Genomic DNA, 16,752 nt, shown 5'->3' on the forward strand with positions numbered 1-16,752 from the left:
GGCCAGAGGCCGGCACTACTGCGGTGAGGGAGCAGGCGCGCGCCGGTTGCGGGCGGCGCGCCGGAGGCGCTTACGCCGCGCGTCGAAGGGTCTCGGTCAGCGATTCGATGCTGGCGGCCTTCGGTTTGACCAGCCAGAACTTGCCGATGTAATCGCGGAACTCGTCCAGGATCTGCTGCGCCCAGATGCTGCCGGTCAGTTCGCGATGGCGGCCGATCAGGCGGTGCAGGTGCTGGCGGTAGTTCTCGAAGCCTTCGGCGGATACGCGATGGATGTCGATCAGCTCGTGGTTGTAACGGTCCACGAAGTCGCGGTCCACATCCAGCACGTAGGCCAGCCCCCCGGTGAAGCCGGCACCGAAGTTCAGGCCGACCTTGCCCAGCACCAGCACCACGCCGTCGGTCATGTACTCGCAGCAATGATCGCCGGCGCCTTCCACGACCGCGAGCGCACCGGAATTGCGGACCGCGAAGCGCTCGCCGGCACGTCCGGCGGCGAACAGCTCGCCACCGGTGGCGCCATACAGGCAGGTGTTGCCGATGATCGCAGTGCTGCGCGCCTCGAACCGCGCGCCGCGCGGCGGACGTACCACCAGGCGGCCGCCGGCCATGCCTTTGCCGACGTAGTCGTTGGCTTCGCCCTCCACTTCCAGATGCAGGCCGCCGACATTGAAGGCGCCGAAGCTCTGTCCGGCGCTGCCACGGAAGCGCAGCTCCAGGGGGGCGTCGGCCATGCCCTGGTTGCCGTGCGCGCGCGCCACCGCGCCGGCCAGGCGGGTGCCGATGCTGCGGTCGGTGTTGTGGATCAGGAAGCGATGTTCGCCCCCCCTGCGCTGTTCGATCGCGTCCGCCAGCAGGCCATCCATCTGCGTGGCCAGGCTGTCCGGCGATTCGTACAGCCGCTGCGCCGCGCAGTGGCTGCCTTCGTAGCGCGCATCTGCCAGCAGGCGCGACAGGTCCACGCGCACGCCGTCGCGCGGTGCGGCCTCGATCTGCCGCAGCAGGTCGGTGCGGCCGACGATCTCCTCCAGCGAACGCGCGCCCAGGTACGACAGCCAGCCACGCACTTCCTCGGCCAGCAGGCGGAAGAAATTCTCCACGCGCTCGGGCTGGCCGGTGAAGTGGTTCTCGCGCAGGCGTTCGTCCTGGGTGGCCACGCCGGTGGCGCAGTTGTTGAGGTGGCAGATGCGCAGGTACTTGCAGCCCAGCACGATCATCGGCGCGGTGCCGAAGCCGAAGCTGTCCGCACCCAGCAGCGCGGCCTTGACCACGTCCAGGCCGGTCTTCAGGCCACCATCGGTCTGCAGCAGGGTGCGCCCGCGCAGGTCGTTGGCCAGCAGCGCCTGGTGCGCTTCGGCGACGCCCAGCTCCCACGGCACACCGGCGTAGCGGATCGAGCTGACCGGCGAGGCACCGGTGCCGCCGTCGTGGCCGGAGATGGTGATCAGGTCCGCGCCGGCCTTGACCACGCCGGCGGCGATGGTGCCGACGCCGGCATGGCTGACCAGCTTCACCGATACCAGCGCGGTCGGGTTGACCTGCTTGAGATCGTAGATGAGCTGCGCCAGGTCCTCGATGGAATAGATGTCGTGGTGCGGTGGCGGCGAGATCAGGCCGATGCCCGGCCGCGCGTAGCGCAGGCGGGCGATCAGCTCGTTGACCTTGTGCCCCGGCAGCTGGCCGCCTTCGCCGGGCTTGGCGCCCTGCGCGACCTTGATCTGCAGCACCTCGGCATTGACCAGATACTCGGCGGTGACACCGAAGCGACCCGACGCCACCTGCTTGATCTTGCTGCGCCGTGGGGTGCCGTAGCGGGCCGGATCTTCGCCACCTTCGCCGGAATTGCTGCGGCCGCCGAGGCGGTTCATCGCGATGGCCAGTGCCTCATGCGCTTCCGGCGACAGCGCGCCGAGGCTGATCGCGGCGGTGTCGAAGCGCGGGAACAGTTCGCTGGCCGGCGCCACCTCGTCCAGCGGCGTGGGTGTCGGCGCCGGCACCAGTTGCAGCAGGTCACGCAACGCCGATGGCGGCCGGGCATGCACGGCATCGCAGTACTGCTGCCAGGCGCGGGCATCACCACTGCGCGCCGCGCGCTGCAGGGTGGTGACCACGTCCGGGTTGTACATGTGGTACTCGCCGCCGTGCACGTACTTCAGCAGGCCGCCGACATCGACATCCTGCTGTGCATCCCAGGCCTGCGCGCACAGTTCGCGCGCATCGGCATCCAGCCGCGCGAAGCCGGCGCCGCCGATGCGCGAGGCGGTGTCGGGGAAGCACAGCGCGACCACTTCCGGCTCCAGGCCGATGATCTCGAACAGCTGCGCGCCGCGGTAGCTGGCCACGGTACAGATGCCCATCTTCGAGATGATCTTCGACAGGCCCTTGTAGACGCCCTTGCGGTAGCGGCGGCCGATCTGCGACTGCTCACCGCCCTTGCTGAGCTTGAGGATGCCGCGCCGGCCGAGGTCGAACAGGGTCTGGTAGGCAAGATACGGGTACACCGCAGTGGCCCCGAAGCCGAGCAGGCAGGCCATATGGTGCGGGTCGCGCGCAGTGCCGGTCTCGACGATCAGGTTGACGTCGCAGCGCAGCCCCAGCCGCGAGAGGTGATGATGCACCGCACTGGTGGCCAGCAGGGCGTGCACCATCGGTCGCCCGGCCACCGGATAGCGGTCGGACAGCAGCAGCATCACCATGCCTTCGCGTGCGGCGCGTTCGGCCTCCGCACAGATGCGCTCGATGCCGTTGCGCAGCCCTTCTTCCTCGCTGTAGGACAGGTCGAGCAGGCGGTTGGCCTGCAGGTACTGGTCCATCTTCAGCAGCTGGCGCAGCTTGCGTTGGCTGAGTACCGGCGAGTTGAGGATGACGTGGTTCACCGTCTCCGGGCCAGCATGGAAGATGTTGGTCTCCTTGCCGAGCTGGGTGGACAGGGACATGGCGCAGTCTTCGCGCAGCGGATCGATCGGCGGATTGGTGACCTGCGCGAATGCCTGCCGGAAGTAGTCGTACAGCGGCCGGCTGCGCTGGCTCAGTACCGCCATCGGCGTGTCATCGCCCATCGAGCCGGTGGCTTCCTGCTCGGTCTCGGCCAGCGGCCGCAGCACCTGCTCCACCTCCTCGCTGCTGAGCTGGTACAGCTTGTGGTAACTGCGCAGGGTGCCCTCGTCGAAGGGCTCCTCCACCAGCGAAGGATCGATCAGTTCGGTCTGCAGGTAGGTCACGCCCTGCTGCAGCCACTGCTTGTACGGTGCGCGGCCACGGTTGATGCGGTCCACCGCGTCCGAATCGAGCAGGTCGCCGCGCTTGAGGTCGATGGCCACCATTTCACCGGGGCCGAGCTTGCCCTTGCGTACCACGCGCTCGGTCGGCACTTCCCACACGCCCGCTTCGGAGGCGACCAGGAAGTGGCGGTCGGCGGTCAGCATCCAGCGCGCCGGGCGCAGGCCGTTGCGGTCCAGCGTACACACCGCATAGCGGCTGTCGCAGGCGACGATGCCGGCCGGGCCGTCCCAGGGCTCGCTGTTGAGGCCATGGAACTCGTAGAACGCGGCCAGGTCCGGATCCTTGAACTCCAGCGACTGCGTCGCCGGTGGCACCAGGATGCGCAGCGCCTGGATCAATTCCATGCCGCCGGCGACCATCAGTTCCAGCATGTTGTCCAGGCTCTGCGAGTCCGAGCCATGCATGGAGATCACCGGATCGAACTCGGCGATGTCGAAGCGCGGTGTCTTCCACACCTTGCTGCGCGCCTGCGCCCAGCGACGGTTGCCCTCGATGGTGTTGATCTCGCCGTTGTGCGCGAGCAGGCGGAACGGATGCGCCAGCGGCCAGCGCGGCAGCGTGTTGGTGGAGAAGCGCTGGTGGAACACGATCGCGCTGGAGGCCAGCTCGCGCCGCTGCAGGTCCGGATAGAAGCGGCTGAGCTTGTCCGGCAGGACCATGCCCTTGTAGCTGATCGCATCCGGGGTGAGCGTGGTGACGTAGAAATCGCCATGGTCGCGCAGCTGCTGTTCGCTGCGACGGCGTGCGAGGTACAGCGCCAGGGCGAAGCCGGTGCCGTCCTGGCCGACACCGGCATCGACGAACACCTGCTCGATGCGCGGCAGCGTATCGCGCGCGAGCTGGCCGCAGACACTGTCGTCGATGGGAACCTCGCGCCAGCCCGCCACGCGGCAGCCTACCGCTTCAAGTTGCACCTGCAGCTGCGTCCGGCAGGCCTGCGCGGCGTCGGCGTCGTGCGGAAGGAACACCAGGCCCGCCGCGAAGCGGGTGGCCACGGTGATGCACGCTTCGCTGGCCAGCAGTTTCAGGAATGCATCGGGGCGACGCAGCAGCAGCCCGCAGCCATCACCGGTGAGCCCGTCAGCGGCGACGCCGCCGCGATGGGTCATCCGCGAAAGCGCGGCGATGGCGGTATCCACCAGCAGGCGCGACGGCTGGTCGTCGAGCTGCGCGACCATGCCGAATCCACAGGCATCGCGCTCGGAGCGCGGGTCGTAAAGCCCTTGGCGGTTGCGGGGGGCCATCTCTACCTCGATGCGGAATGAAATGAGCGGGGACACTCAAGCCCGCCCAATCCCTGGAGCGCATCGTGAGGCCACCGGATGCCTCGAATAAAGCACAGGTTGCTGCAACGCCGCAATACACGGTTGCAGGTGCAACGGAAAGCGCCGGCGGTGATCCGCCGGCGCGGGCCGGGATCAGCCGCAGCGGACGCCGCTGACCACGTCCTTGGCGTCCACTTCGATGTTCAGCCGGTCGCCCAGGAACTCCATCGTGGTCGCGTCATTGGGGTGCAGCACGCGCACCTGCTGAGCACCGGCATCTTCCTGGGCCTGCTTGCCCAGCGCATCGGTGTAGGCCTGGCCGACCAGGCTCTGTACCTGGCTGGCGTCGCAGGTGCCCACCGGCGGTGCCTCGGTGGCCTTGCCGGCTTCATCGGCCGGTGCCTTGGCGGCTTCGGCGGCCTGCTGGGCGTGGGCCGTGGCCGAATCCTGTTCATCCAGCGCCGGCGCCTGGCAGGCGGACAAGGCCAGCACGGCCGGCAGCAGCAGGGCGGAGAGCGAACGGGCGCGAATCGGGAACGACATCATGACTCCGGAAGGGACTGTGAAAGCCGGAGCATAGCCGCGAACCCATCCTCACGTGTTTGTCTTGCGTTATTGACGCGGCCGCGTCATGTCGATCGCCACACTGCTGGCATGCCCACGTCCCCCACACCCGAGCGCGCGGCGGCGCGCGCGGCCGGCCTGCGCTACGTTGATGACACCCAACCGGGCTTCACCCGGCTGCGTGCAGGCAAAGGCTTCCGTTACCGTGATGCTGACGGCCACGCAGTGCGCGATGCGGCCACGCTGCAGCGTATCCGCGCATTGGCCATTCCCCCGGCTTACACCGCGGTATGGATCTGTGCGTATGCCAACGGCCACCTGCAGGCGACCGGCCGCGATGCGCGTGGCCGCAAGCAGTACCGTTATCACGCCGACTGGGCGAAGGTGCGCGATGCCGGCAAGTTCGATCGGATCATTGCGTTCGGCGAGGCACTGCCCACGCTGCGGCGGCGGCTGGCACGCGACCTGCGGCAGTCCGGATTTCCGCGGACCAAGGTGCTGGCCGTGGTGGTGGCGCTGCTGGCCGATACGCTGGTACGGATCGGCAATGAGACCTATGCCCGCGAGAACCGCTCGTTCGGGCTGACCACCCTGCGCAACCGCCACCTCGAGCTGCTTCGCGGCGGGCGGGTACGCATGCGGTTCCGGGGCAAGTCCGGCCAACTGCAGGAGGTGACGGTGGGCGACCGCCGCCTGGGCCAGATGGTGCGACGGTTGCAGCAGCTGCCGGGGCAGTCGTTGTTCCAGTACCGCGACGATGATGGCCAGGTGCAGCCGGTCGATTCCGGCGCAGTGAACGAGTACCTGCGCGACGTGATGGGTGAGGACTTCACCGCCAAGGATTTCCGTACCTGGGGCGGCACGGTGGCGGCGGTGCAGGCACTGGCTGCCACCGCGCTGCCCGAGCCTGCCAGCCAGCGCGCACTGGCCGCAGCACAGCGCGAGGTGGTCTGCCAGGTTGCCGCGCGTCTGGGCAACACCCCTGCGGTGTGCCGCAGGGCATACATCGATCCCTGCGTGTTCGCCGGCTGGGAGCGCGGCGAACTCACCGCGCTGGCGGGCCTGCGCGGCCCGCGGCAGTGGGAACAGGCCACGTTGCGCGTACTGCGGCGGGCACGCCGGCTCAGCCGCAGTAGATCGCGGTGATGTTGTTGGTGCGTCCCTTCTCGATGGTCAGGCGATCACCGCCTTCGCTGGCGGGCGGAACACGCGGACCGTCGTGGCGCAGCACCTGCACGTGCAGGCTGTCGCTGTCCACGCGTGCACGTTCAACGGTGGCCGCCGACGCTGCCAGACCGACGGCGCCGCGCACCATGTCGCTGTGGCACTGGCCGGAAATCACGCCGTCGATCGGTTGAACCTGTGCGATTGGCGTGCTGCTGCATGCGGCGACGGCAAAGGTCAGTGCGGCTACGCTGAATGCGCGGATCATGATCCTGCTCCATGGTGATGAGGATGCCAGCGTGCCGCGCGCGGCGTGGTGGCGGCATGAACGGCGTGCACATGCGGGACACGGTGCATTCACCGTCGCCGACAGCGGCGATGGCCACACTGCATGTACTGGCACGCCACGGAGGTATGACATGGCCACCTGTGATGTATGCGGCAACGACTACGACAAGAGTTTCACCCTGCAGCAGGGCGGGCGCAGCGGCACGTTCGACTCGTTCGAATGCGCGATCCACGCCTTCGCGCCACGCTGTGCGCACTGCAACTGCGCCGTGATCGGTCACGGCGTCGAAGGCAACGGGCAGATCTTCTGCTGTGCGCACTGCGCTGGCCATGCCGGCGTGCAGGGCGTGGCCGATCGCGCCTGAACCCACCCGATTCCCCACACCTGAAGGAGACCGCATGGCTACGAGCAAGAAGGTTCCCGCCCGCCGCAAGGCGTCGCCCAAAGTACGCAAGGGTACGAAGGCAGCTGCCGAGGGCAGCGCCGCAGCAGCGGCCGAACGCCCCCGCGTGGTGAAGACGGCAACCCGCAAGGCCGCCGCCGGTGATCCACGTGCCGCACGGGTTGCGGCCCGGCAGCGACGCCTGCAGGACCAGGAAAAGGCCAAGGATGCGCGTGCGGCGAAGAAGGCGACCAGGAAGAAGGCGACCCAGGCGGGCACGCGACGCCAGCCGGAGACCCTGCCCGCCCAGCACCTGGCCAAGCCGGGACATGAGCACGAACTGGACCTGGCCCCGCGCTTCCTGGCACCGGACTACGTCGGCAGTGGCAAGCTGCAGGGCATGCGCGCGATCGTCACCGGCGGCGATTCCGGGATCGGACGCGCCGTCGCTGTCCTGTTCGCGCGCGAGGGGGCGGACGTGGCGGTGCTGCACCTTGATGAGGCCGAGGATGCCGAGATCACCCGCCAGCATGTGGAGAGCGAGGGCGGACGCTGCGTGGTGATTGCGGGCGACGTGCGCGATCCGCGTTTCTGCAACAAGGCGGTGAAGCAGGTCGCCAAGGCCTTCGGGGGCGTCGACATCCTGGTCAACAACGCCGCGTTCCAGCTGCACTGCGAGCGCCTGGAGGACCTGGAGGACGAGCATCTGCAGGAGACGCTGCAGACCAATATCGGCGGCTACGTGCAGATGGCACGGGCCGTGCTGCCATACCTGGGCGAGGGCGCCAGCATCATCAACACGGGCTCGGAAACCGGCCTCTTCGGCAGCAAGGCGCTGATCGACTATTCGGCGACCAAGGGGGCGATCCACGCTTTCACCAAAGCCTTGGCCAGCCAGCTGCTGCCGCGTGGCATCCGGGTCAACTGCGTGGCCCCCGGCCCGGTGTGGACGCCGCTCAATCCTGCGGACAAGCAGGCCCCCGACGTGGCCGAGTTCGGCAAGGACAGTGACATGGGGCGCCCGGCACAGCCGGAGGAGCTGTCTCCGGCCTATGTGTTCCTGGCGTCACCGGCCTGCGCCAGCTACATCAGCGGGGTGATCCTGCCGGTGATGGGCGGCCCGCGGGGCTGACCGGGGGCGCATACAGATCGGCGATGCGCGGAATGAAGCGCTGCGGGTTGGCGCCGACCAGGTTGGTGAGCACCACCACGGCGATGCCGCGGTCAGGGTAGACGATGAAGGCCGAGCGCGCGCCACCGATGCCGGCGACCTGGCGGTCCGGCGCGCCCTGCAGTACCGGCCAGCCGGCAGACCACGGGCCCGCCCTGCCATCGGCCAGCGGCTCGGCGGTCCACATCCGTGTGCGCCCGTCCTCGTGCAGCAGTCGCCCGTCCAGCAGGGCGACCAGCCAGCGCGCGGTGTCATCGGCGGTGGTAAGGATGCCGCCGCCGGACCACAGGCTGGGCGGCACGTCGTAGAACCAGTGCGACAGCCGGGGCGGCGTATCGGCGGCTTCGGTCGCGCGCGGGGCCAGGCTGTACATCGTGGCGGCGTCGGGGATCAGGTCGTAACTGTCGCCGAAGGTGGTGCGTTCCATGCCAGCGGCGCCGAACTGCCGGCTGGCCAGGAAGCGGTCGTAGGGCATGCCCGACTGCCGCGCGATGATCCGCGCCAGGAGCAGATAGTTGGTCTGGTTGTAGGCGAAACGCTGGCCAGGTGCTGCATCCATCGGCTGTGCGGTCACGGCCTGCCAGGCCTGTGCCTCGGTGCCTCCGCCCAGCAGCCCGCGCGCGTCAAGGATGTCCGGCAGGCCGGAGGTGTGGGCCAGCAGTTGACGTACGCGCACGGTCTGCCAAGCGGCCGGAAGTGCATCCAGATAGCGCGACAGCGGTGCTTCCAGATCCAGCCGGCCCTGCTGTGCCAGCTGTGCGGCGGCGACGCCGGTAAAGGCCTTGGTGGCGGAGTTCAACGGGAATCGCGTGCTGCGTGTGGCGGGCACGCCGTTTTCCACGTTGGCCAAGCCGAACGCTTCGGACAGCACGACCTGGCCGTCCTTGACCACTGCGATCTGCAGGCCTGGAATGCGCTCGTCCTGCAATGTCTGGCGGATCAGGCGGCGAGCCTGTTCGTTCGCCGGCTCCGGGCTGGCTGACGCCGGCGAGAGGGGCAGAGCAGCAAGCAGCAGGAGCAGAAAGGGGAGCGATGGGCGGAACATGGGTTATTCCCGGCGGGATGTGCGGATGGGATGCAGCAGGCAGCAGGAGGGTTTAGATGCTGCCGTTGCGACTTTCCGGGAGGGAGGACATTCCAACGGGGCCGGCAGTCCACCCTGACTGCGTTGATGCCGATACTGACAGCGAACGGAGGATGCCTGCTGCCGGACTTGCTACAGTCTGTCCGCTGCACGCAACGCAGACCCATGCCCAGGAGGAAGGGCGGCGATGTCCGAACCGTACTCGGCTTTTCTCAGATTGAGCATGTCACGCGCAGATCTTGCGCGGTGGCTTGCGGCAGCACCGCCGGACGTGTCCCGCTGGTCGGACTGGCGCTCCATCGGCGGGCAGTGGAGTCTTCCCGGAGGCGGGGATCTTTCCGACCCGGATGCGCCGGGTCTGCAGACACTCATTTCAGACTGCAACGCGATGTTGGCGCGCCATCGGGACAACCGCGCGGCACTGGAGTTCGTGCTGGGATCGGCAGAGGCGGAGAACATCAGGATTGCGGCCTATGACCATCAGGGAAGACACTTCGTTGCCGGGTCGTTGACCTATTCGGAGAGTCTCTACGACATCCTGTTCTTTCTGGCCCTGGGGCGCAGCGCAGCCGAGTTCCTGGCCACGGACGATGCCGGCCTGGTCGTTGTCCACGACTATCTGTGGGGCGAGGACGGCGAACGGAGAACGGTCGCCGCGCTTGGCCTCGCTGGAAACGGACACTCCGCATTCCTGGGGCCCGACGCCTCCGATGCCGCGGCCCACGAGTTCGACGAACGGGTCGAGGCGATGCTGAATGGACAGGACGATCCGGACTTCTTCCCACGCGATCAGCTGCAGGATCTGCGGGACTGATCCCGCGCATCAGCTATTGTTGAAGGGCACATAGGGTGTAAACGGCCTGGAAGGATCGAAGTCCTTCTGGCCAGGGTACAGAAGGCAATAGAGCCTGCCTTCATGCACGACTGCCAACGGGTAACAGGCATCCTGCCTGCTCATTCCGCCTGCGCCGCATTCCTGGAGGCCTTCCAGCACCTCCATGGCGGTGCACTTTCCGGCCTTGCAGTCATGTTCCCGGATCGCGCTGAAGCCCTTTGAATAGAAGATCCGCGGTGCCCGATAGCCCTGCAGCGGTTGCAGGTGCTTCGCCAGGGCGGCGTAGGCCCTGTCCACTTCGTCCCGCTCACCCAGGTTGAACGTGGAAGGCGAGTCCGATGTGAACCTGAACTTCGCAGGATCCGTCTCGCACTCCCACGCATGTGAGGCGGGAATGTGCAGCACAAGCAATGCGAACGCACTGATCAAGGATCGGGGCATCATCGCTCCTGGGCAGGTCTGCTGTTGCTCGATGGAGCCGCATGGGAACACGGGAAAGAGTGAACCAGCGCTTCCCGAGTCAGCGTCGATGCGTCTTCCTCGAGGCGGGCGCGCGGAAGCGCCTTCAGGTGGCTGTACACGCGATCCACAAGCTCATGGGGCAGGACCGTGGCTCGTCCACACCATTGCCCGGCGCTGCTGTCGGCGACTGCCGCGATGTAACCCTGGGCCCAGGACACCGCGCGAGCGCGGCACAGTGCGTCGCTGCACTCACGCCCCTCCTCGTTGCCTGTGATTCGCTCCAGCAGTGCGCGACCACTGGAAAGTGCATTGCCTGCGTCTGCCGCATGCGCGGGCAGAGCGGCGGACAGGCACGCCGCAAGGAAGGAGGCTGTTGAAGGCCGCCGCAGCCAGCGGCCAACCGGAGTACGCATGCATGCGATTCCTGAAGATGGAGAAGAGAAGGCTCGTCGCCAGGGCCAACTCTATCGGATCGGTAAGTGGAGGGGAGCGTTTCCGGGCGTACGATAAGTCATGCAGGTCACATGCGCCTGTCGTCCCGCTGGTTCGCAGCGGCATGCTTTAGCTGATTCTGGGGAGTGACAATGGATCTGGAAGTTCTGGAGAAGTGGTGTCAGGACGGGATTGCAATGTTGTCGTCTCCGGGTGATGTTCCTCATGTTGTTGAGTTGCGGAGGAAGACGGTTGCGCATTTTTCGCGCAGTCCGAAGCTTTACGAGTTGGCAAAGGATATTGCTGAGGGCCTGAACGATCTTCCTGAGAGTTCGAGGCGGGCTGCGAAGGACTACCTGATCTCCACTTATGGTTTCAGTTTTGAGTTTTTTGTGGATAGGAAGTTGGCCAAGGTTCGCGAAATTCTGAAGCGTGGAAGAATCAGAAGCGCGGCGGAGTTTCGTGCGTTGTCCGATTTTGCAGCGGATGTGGAGGTCGAGGAGGGGCTCGCTCGCGATGCAGAGTTACTTCTTGCGAGCTACTCCAAGGCCTGAAATATGCTGAGCCTGGGCCTTGATGCTCGGCACAAGTTGTGTTTGCAGGGTGGGATCGACCAAGGACTCAGTGCTGGCCTCGCCGGTTCCCAGCCCAGCAGTTGCCGCGTCGGCTGCATAGGCTGCGCTTGCCCCCTACCGTTCGTCGGCCCATGACTTCCGGGGGGTTGACTACAGGTGTCGTCACGCCGACAGTGACGACACGTGTAGTCAAGGGAGCCTGTCATGCGCGGCAAAACCATCGGGGACCAGGAGCTGGCCCTGCTGCAGTACATCGATGAACATGCGCCGGCCAGTGTCGGCGAGGTCGCCAGCGGCTATGGCGAGGCGCGCGGGCTGGCCCGTTCCACCGTGCTGACGATGATGGAGCGGCTGCGCACCAAGGGGTACCTGCAGCGACGGCAGCACGAAGGCCTGTACCGCTACCAGGCCACCCGTGGCCCTGACAGCGTGCTGCAGGGTGCGGTGGCCCAGTTCGTCGACAACACCCTGCAGGGCTCGGTGTCGCCGTTCGTGGCCTATCTTTCGCAGCGCCAGCAGGTCAGCGACAACGAGCTGGCCGAGCTGGAAGCGCTGGTCGCCCAGCTCCAATCGCGTCGCCACGAGGGCTGAGTCATGGACACCACGATGCTGATCCCGATGCTGGAACGGCTGGGCTGGACCAGCCTGCAGACCGTGCTGCTGGTGGCGCTGGTGTATGCCGTGTGCCGGCTGATGCCGTCGCTGTCGGCCGCCACGCGTTGCCGGTTGTGGTGGCTGGTTTCGTTGCAGGCCGTGCTCGGCCTGGTGTGGAGCCAGCCGGTGCAGCTGCCCTGGTTGCCCGCGTCGCCGTCGGTGGCGATGACCGCTACCGATATCGCCGCCGATGTGGTCTATCCGCTGTCTGCGGAAGGCTCCGCGCAGCTGCTGGCCACGATGCCGGCAGAGGTCGTGGCGACGCCCGCAACAGCGTGGTGGGCGCTTGCACTGGCCGCGCTGTGGGCCTCCGGTGTCCTGCTGATGGCCTGGCGCACCCTGGCGGAGTGGCGGCGTTGCCGCGCGCTGCTGGCCGCCGCGTATCCCTGCGAGGACGCGGCGCTGGTGCAGGCGCTGCACCTGGCCGCCGACGCGCATGGACTTCGCCGCCCGCCGCGCCTGTGGATGAGCGCACAGATCGATGCGCCGCAGCTGGTCGGGCCGCTGCGCCCGGTGCTGCTGCTGCCGGCCGGCGCCACTGCACTGCAGGGCGACGCGCTGGACCTGGCATTGACCCATGAACTGCAGCACCTGCAGCGCCGTGACCTGCAGTGGGGATTGTTGCCGGCACTGGCGCAGCACCTGTTCTTCTTCCACCCGCTGCTGCGGCTGTCTGTGCGTGAGTACGCCCAGGCCCGGGAAGAAGCGGTGGATGAGGCGGTGGTGGGCCAGCATGGGGCCAGTCGCCACGCGTACGGGCGTCTGCTGCTGCAGCTGGGCGTTGCACCGCAGCCGCACCTGGGGGTGGCCAGTGCCGCGCCGGACACGACCAGCCTCAAGCGCCGGCTGCTTTCGCTGCAGCCGCGCAAAGCCTGCCCGCGCGTGCTCGCGGTTGCCCTGACGGCCGTGGTGCTGGTGGTGGGTGTGGCACCCATGCGACTGGTCGCAGCGCCGGTGCCGCCGGCGCCTCCCGCACCGCCGGCGGCCCCGAAGCCCCTGTCGCCGCCGCCGGCTCCGAAGGCACCGCCGGCGCCGGCAGCGTCGGCGCACCTGCCGGCCGTGCCGGTTCCACCCGCGCCGCCGGCTGACGTGACCGGGCCGGACGATGTGACCGGACCCGATGATGCCGATGTGGGGGCCTTCGACGATGGGACCGACGTGGACGAGGACCATGACGGCATGACCTCTACCGGCACCTCCATCACTACCTACGGGACGTTGGATCTGGGCGAGTCGCCGCGCCAGGCCTACGTGCTGGTGGATGGGGATTCGACCTTCGCCAATGGCGGCATCGATGACGTGGCGCAGGCCCGCAGGCAGCTCGGCAAGGGACCTGCACTGTGGTTCCGCCAGGGTGACAAGCGCTACGTGGTGCGTGATCCGATGCTGGTGCAGTCACTGCAACGTGCCTATGCCGGCGCGGCGGAACTGGGCCGTCAGCAGGGCGAACTGGGACGCCAGCAGAGCGTGCTGGGTCGCCAGCAGGGCGAGCTCGGCCGTCGGCAGGGTGAACTGGGCCGGTTGCAGAGCGAACATGCACGCCAGATCGCGCAGGATGCGATGCGCACTGCGCGCAGTGCGATGGCTGCCCATGACATCAATCGTGAAGCGGCGGCCGAAGCGGCCAGGGCCGCGCGTGACTCGGTCGACGATGCAGCGCTCGCGCGGCAGGCCGCCGCTGAAGCGCGGCGCGCCCTTCAGGCTGCTCGTGATGACGAACGCCAGTCGGGGCGGAGCAGCGAGATGGGTCGGCTGGCCGGAGAGCAGGCCGCGCTGGCCAGCCGCCAGGCGGCGCTGGGCAGCCAGCAGGCCGCGCTCGGCGAACGCCAGGCACGCCTGCACGAGCAGGCCTCGCGACAGGCGCAGCAGGTGATCGCCCGTGCGCTGGCCAATGGCAAGGCCCAGCAGCTGTGAAGCGGCGGTAGCGCCGGGCCATGCCCGGCGTGCCCAGCGACGTGCATGCGGATGGAAACCGCCGGGCCCAGCCCGGCGTTAGCGGCTCAACCGCAGTTGGCGCGCACGATCCGGTTCTGCGCGTCGACCTCGATGGTGACCCGGTCCTCGCGGAAATCCATGGTCACGGCCATGCCGGGCTTCACCACCCGCGCCGTGCGTACACCACTGGCTTCAACCACCTGCTTCACCGTGGCCTCGTCGGCGGTCCTGCCTGCCAGCCCCTCCAGCTTTTCCGGGTTGCATCGCTGCGGGCTCCCTGCGACATGCGGAGGCCGGGGTGCAGGATCGCTGCTGCTGCCACTGCCTGCACTGCCGCCCGCATGGCTGCAGGCGGCCAGCGGCAGGGTACAACCGAGCATCAACCAGAGACTGGAACGCATCGCGGATCCTCCACGCATCAGGAGCCGACAGTCTCATCGATCGGGGCTTCAGGGGGCGTCAATACCCGTTCGGCGAGCTGTTCGACGCGGCCCAGCAGCTGCGCCAGCACGGCGTCGTCGTAAGGCAGCCAGCGGCGTGGCCGCGCCGGCAGGTCCGGCAAGGCCAGCGTCTGCCCGGCAAGGCTGGCGCGGGCGGTGGCCAGGTGCAGCCTGTAGTGGCCGACCTGCACATGGCGGCGCTGGAAGGTCATCAGGTCACGCTGCGGATGAGCGGCCAGCAGATGCTCCAGGGTTCGCCCGCGCAAGCGGACCATGCGGGCCGGCGGCAGTGGCATGCCCTCGCCACCGCATGCGCAGGTACTGGCCAGCAGGTCGAGTTCGCGCAGCAGTTCGGACGCCACCACTGCGGGCAGCTCGCGCGCCTGCACCGGTTGCCACGCGTCGCGATGCTGCCGCTGGAACTGCACGCGGCCGCTGCGGATCTCACCGGCAAGGCCATGCGACAGCGGTGCTGACAGCTGCCAGCCGATCCGCCACGGGCCTTTGGCCAACATCAGCTGGCCGCTGTCATCGCCGTGCCAGCCTTGCCGACGGGCCAGCCCGGCCAAGGTCGCCACCGACAGCGTCAGCCCATTGAATGCAGCGGTATCGGCGGGTTCGCCGCGGGCGTCCAGATAGTGTTCGCGGAACACCTGACGGAGCGGTTGCCGGCAGCGCTGCTCGATCAGCCGCGCGCGCCAGGCGGCGCGCAGATGGGGTTGGCTGCGGGCGGGATGCCACAGGCGCAGGCGGTTGCGACCCTGCAACGCGACCACGATGCCATGCGCATCGGCGAACGCCTCTGCGCCGTTCACCGGCATCGCATCGATCCAGTGCCCGCGCGCATCGGCGAGCTGCCAGACCAGGCCCTGCAGCAGGGTGGCCAATGCTGGTTGCCGGCACGCGTCGCGCCAGTCCTGCAGTGCCCACTCGCCGCCCAGCACGAACGTGGCCTCCAGGGCACGGGCCAGGCTGGCCAGTGAGCGCCTGCCGGCGGCAATGACCGGCAGGCGCAGCAGCAGTTGCGGGCGCTGTGCGAGGCGGCGTTCGGCGGCGGCCAGATGGCGGTCCAGCTTCCGCGCGATGCCGGCATGGCGCACCTGCGACCGCGCCAGCGCCAGCGCGGCAATGGCCTCGGGGGTGGGCATCGCAGTGACCGCCTTGGCCAGCGCCACAGCCACCGATTGCGAGGGCAGGGTCCGGGCGGCGGTCGGGGCAACGCACACCGGTGGCAGCACCTGCGCCAGCAAGGGCCGCAGCCAGGGCGCATCGCATTCCAGTGCCGCGCGCGTGGCACGCCAGAGCACACCGGCTTCGGCGATGCTGAAGGCACGGTCAGCGATGTAGGGCGCCTGGCCACTGTGGATCGCCTGCAGGCGCTGCGCTGCCTGCTGCAATGCGTGCTCGGCGAACTGCAGGTAGGTGTCGTGTTCGCTCAGTGGCTGCAGATCGGCGGGTGCCGGATCGATGTCGGCCTCGGTGGGATACAGCTCGGCGATGCGGGCATGGCGCAACAGGTCCTGCAACGGCCAGTGCGCCACCAGGCGCAGTTCATCACGCAGCAGTGGGTGCGCGCTGCAGGCGTCCAGCAGCGAGGCCAGCGTTCCGCTGCCGTCGGCACCGGCACAGCGCGCCAATGCCAGCAGCGACAGTGCATCGCTGCCGGCTTCGACGCTTGCCACGGCGTGAAGGCCGCAGTGCTGCAGCAATGCCAGCGCGGGCGCCTGCAGCCGCTCGTGGCCGGGCTCGGTGCAGCGCGCAAGCAGGGCCACGCCGTCGACCGGACGAAGCGCGCCCGACCGTGTACCGGTGCTGCGCCGGGACAAGCGCAGCAGTGCAGCGGCGCAGATCGCAACGGTAAGACGGGGCTGCCGCTGCGCGTCGGCGTCGAGAATGCGGTGCGCCCACTGGCGGGCGCTATCGGTGGGCGGCAGCCCGTCGCACCCCAGGGCCATCGGCAGCAGGCTGGCCAGTTGCCCGTCATCCAGCCGGGCCAGCAGCGCCGCCTGGTCCTCGCCATGGAATCCGGCCAGCGTACCGGCCGCCTCCGTGCCGGCCAGCAGGCCAGCAAGGGAGCGCAGCTGGGAGCCCGGGACCTGGGTGCTCATGGAACCTCCGTGTCGTGAGCCGCGCCAGTCTCCGGCGGGGCCGCCTGGGGGTCCAGCGGCAGGGCATCATTCTGCCAACCCCATCGCATTCAGTCATAAAGTCACACCGTC

At 68.3% G+C, this 16,752-nt stretch carries 15 protein-coding genes; 7 read left to right on the top strand and 8 right to left on the bottom strand.

The genetic code is table 11. The annotated features are described in order from the left end of the window. Positions 1-70: 70 nt before the first annotated feature. Together gltB and N5J29_RS04870 are read right to left on the bottom strand one after the other, a co-directional pair. Entirely contained in the window at positions 71-4,525 is a 4,455-nt protein-coding gene (gene gltB / locus N5J29_RS04865; RefSeq protein ID WP_164151517.1) for a glutamate synthase large subunit, read from the bottom strand. A 174-nt stretch (positions 4,526-4,699) separates the two neighbouring features. Then, complete coding sequence (locus N5J29_RS04870; RefSeq protein WP_053515984.1) at positions 4,700-5,089, bottom strand: I78 family peptidase inhibitor; 390 nt, start codon at positions 5,087-5,089, stop codon at positions 4,700-4,702. A 111-nt stretch (positions 5,090-5,200) separates the two neighbouring features. Between N5J29_RS04870 and N5J29_RS04875 the strand changes: the two genes are divergently transcribed. Next, on the top strand, positions 5,201-6,256 hold the full coding sequence (locus N5J29_RS04875) for a DNA topoisomerase IB (protein WP_164151519.1): 1,056 nt from the start codon (positions 5,201-5,203) through the stop codon (positions 6,254-6,256). Here the strand turns inward: N5J29_RS04875 and N5J29_RS04880 are convergent. Further along, complete coding sequence (locus N5J29_RS04880; RefSeq protein ID WP_128987665.1) at positions 6,234-6,542, bottom strand: hypothetical protein; 309 nt, start codon at positions 6,540-6,542, stop codon at positions 6,234-6,236. The two genes, N5J29_RS04875 and N5J29_RS04880, sit on opposite strands and share 23 nt — an antisense overlap. Positions 6,543-6,693: 151 nt before the next feature. On the opposite strand from N5J29_RS04880, the gene N5J29_RS19265 reads away from it, so the two are divergent. Further along, positions 6,694-6,927 carry a hypothetical protein gene (locus tag N5J29_RS19265; RefSeq protein WP_065174491.1) on the top strand — a complete coding sequence of 78 codons (234 nt, stop codon included), beginning with the start codon at positions 6,694-6,696 and terminating at the stop codon, positions 6,925-6,927. A 34-nt stretch (positions 6,928-6,961) separates the two neighbouring features. Further along, positions 6,962-8,077 (top strand): SDR family oxidoreductase, encoded by a 1,116-nt coding sequence (locus N5J29_RS04890; protein WP_164151521.1) that lies wholly within the window; start codon positions 6,962-6,964, stop codon positions 8,075-8,077. Here N5J29_RS04890 and N5J29_RS04895 read toward each other — a convergent pair. Continuing rightward, positions 8,034-9,131 (bottom strand): serine hydrolase domain-containing protein, encoded by a 1,098-nt coding sequence (locus N5J29_RS04895; protein WP_164151548.1) that lies wholly within the window; start codon positions 9,129-9,131, stop codon positions 8,034-8,036. The genes N5J29_RS04890 and N5J29_RS04895 overlap by 44 nt on opposite strands. Before the next feature lie 256 nt (positions 9,132-9,387). Here N5J29_RS04895 and N5J29_RS04900 point away from each other — a divergent pair, with 256 nt between their 5' ends. After that, a complete protein-coding gene (locus N5J29_RS04900) occupies positions 9,388-10,014 on the top strand; it encodes a hypothetical protein (protein WP_164151523.1) in 627 nt (208 codons plus the stop codon). 9 nt (positions 10,015-10,023) lie between these two features. Here N5J29_RS04900 and N5J29_RS04905 read toward each other — a convergent pair whose 3' ends face one another. Together N5J29_RS04905 and N5J29_RS04910 are read right to left on the bottom strand one after the other, a co-directional pair. Beyond that, positions 10,024-10,476 carry a hypothetical protein gene (locus N5J29_RS04905; protein WP_164151525.1) on the bottom strand — a complete coding sequence of 151 codons (453 nt, stop codon included), beginning with the start codon at positions 10,474-10,476 and terminating at the stop codon, positions 10,024-10,026. After that, on the bottom strand, positions 10,476-10,910 hold the full coding sequence (locus N5J29_RS04910) for a Rap1a/Tai family immunity protein (RefSeq protein ID WP_164151526.1): 435 nt from the start codon (positions 10,908-10,910) through the stop codon (positions 10,476-10,478). The genes N5J29_RS04905 and N5J29_RS04910 overlap by 1 nt, the downstream gene beginning before the upstream one ends. A gap of 171 nt (positions 10,911-11,081) precedes the next feature. On the opposite strand from N5J29_RS04910, the gene N5J29_RS04915 reads away from it, so the two are divergent. From N5J29_RS04915 to N5J29_RS04925, 3 genes are all read left to right on the top strand, one after another. After that, positions 11,082-11,483: a hypothetical protein gene (locus tag N5J29_RS04915; protein ID WP_053515972.1), complete on the top strand. Its 402-nt coding sequence runs from the start codon at positions 11,082-11,084 to the stop codon at positions 11,481-11,483. Positions 11,484-11,708: 225 nt separating this feature from the next. Further along, complete coding sequence (locus N5J29_RS04920; RefSeq protein ID WP_053515971.1) at positions 11,709-12,095, top strand: BlaI/MecI/CopY family transcriptional regulator; 387 nt, start codon at positions 11,709-11,711, stop codon at positions 12,093-12,095. 3 nt (positions 12,096-12,098) lie between these two features. Further along, positions 12,099-14,072 carry a M56 family metallopeptidase gene (locus tag N5J29_RS04925; RefSeq protein ID WP_164151528.1) on the top strand — a complete coding sequence of 658 codons (1,974 nt, stop codon included), beginning with the start codon at positions 12,099-12,101 and terminating at the stop codon, positions 14,070-14,072. Positions 14,073-14,158: 86 nt separating this feature from the next. Here N5J29_RS04925 and N5J29_RS04930 read toward each other — a convergent pair whose 3' ends face one another. Further along, a complete protein-coding gene (locus tag N5J29_RS04930) occupies positions 14,159-14,494 on the bottom strand; it encodes an I78 family peptidase inhibitor (protein WP_164151530.1) in 336 nt (111 codons plus the stop codon). Positions 14,495-14,511: 17 nt separating this feature from the next. Further along, positions 14,512-16,641, bottom strand: a complete 2,130-nt coding sequence (locus N5J29_RS04935) for a DUF4132 domain-containing protein (RefSeq protein ID WP_164151532.1) — start codon at positions 16,639-16,641, stop codon at positions 14,512-14,514. Positions 16,642-16,752: the final 111 nt, after the last annotated feature.

The sequence above is a fragment of the Stenotrophomonas sp. GD03680 genome (assembly GCF_029844625.1).
GTDB lineage: Bacteria > Pseudomonadota > Gammaproteobacteria > Xanthomonadales > Xanthomonadaceae > Stenotrophomonas > Stenotrophomonas maltophilia_P.

What these genes read in the sequence shown, in the direction of transcription:
- N5J29_RS04925 (WP_164151528.1), top strand. Translation starts at nt 12,099, where the DNA reads ATGGACACCACGATGCTGATCCCGATGCTGGAACGGCTGGGCTGGACC.
- N5J29_RS04930 (WP_164151530.1), bottom strand. Translation starts at nt 14,494, where the DNA reads ATGCGTTCCAGTCTCTGGTTGATGCTCGGTTGTACCCTGCCGCTGGCC.
- N5J29_RS04905 (WP_164151525.1), bottom strand. Translation starts at nt 10,476, where the DNA reads ATGCCCCGATCCTTGATCAGTGCGTTCGCATTGCTTGTGCTGCACATT.
- N5J29_RS04935 (WP_164151532.1), bottom strand. Translation starts at nt 16,641, where the DNA reads ATGAGCACCCAGGTCCCGGGCTCCCAGCTGCGCTCCCTTGCTGGCCTG.
- N5J29_RS04890 (WP_164151521.1), top strand. Translation starts at nt 6,962, where the DNA reads ATGGCTACGAGCAAGAAGGTTCCCGCCCGCCGCAAGGCGTCGCCCAAA.
- N5J29_RS04920 (WP_053515971.1), top strand. Translation starts at nt 11,709, where the DNA reads ATGCGCGGCAAAACCATCGGGGACCAGGAGCTGGCCCTGCTGCAGTAC.
- N5J29_RS04870 (WP_053515984.1), bottom strand. Translation starts at nt 5,089, where the DNA reads ATGTCGTTCCCGATTCGCGCCCGTTCGCTCTCCGCCCTGCTGCTGCCG.
- gltB (WP_164151517.1), bottom strand. Translation starts at nt 4,525, where the DNA reads ATGGCCCCCCGCAACCGCCAAGGGCTTTACGACCCGCGCTCCGAGCGC.
- N5J29_RS19265 (WP_065174491.1), top strand. Translation starts at nt 6,694, where the DNA reads ATGGCCACCTGTGATGTATGCGGCAACGACTACGACAAGAGTTTCACC.
- N5J29_RS04875 (WP_164151519.1), top strand. Translation starts at nt 5,201, where the DNA reads ATGCCCACGTCCCCCACACCCGAGCGCGCGGCGGCGCGCGCGGCCGGC.
- N5J29_RS04910 (WP_164151526.1), bottom strand. Translation starts at nt 10,910, where the DNA reads ATGCGTACTCCGGTTGGCCGCTGGCTGCGGCGGCCTTCAACAGCCTCC.
- N5J29_RS04915 (WP_053515972.1), top strand. Translation starts at nt 11,082, where the DNA reads ATGGATCTGGAAGTTCTGGAGAAGTGGTGTCAGGACGGGATTGCAATG.
- N5J29_RS04880 (WP_128987665.1), bottom strand. Translation starts at nt 6,542, where the DNA reads ATGATCCGCGCATTCAGCGTAGCCGCACTGACCTTTGCCGTCGCCGCA.
- N5J29_RS04900 (WP_164151523.1), top strand. Translation starts at nt 9,388, where the DNA reads ATGTCCGAACCGTACTCGGCTTTTCTCAGATTGAGCATGTCACGCGCA.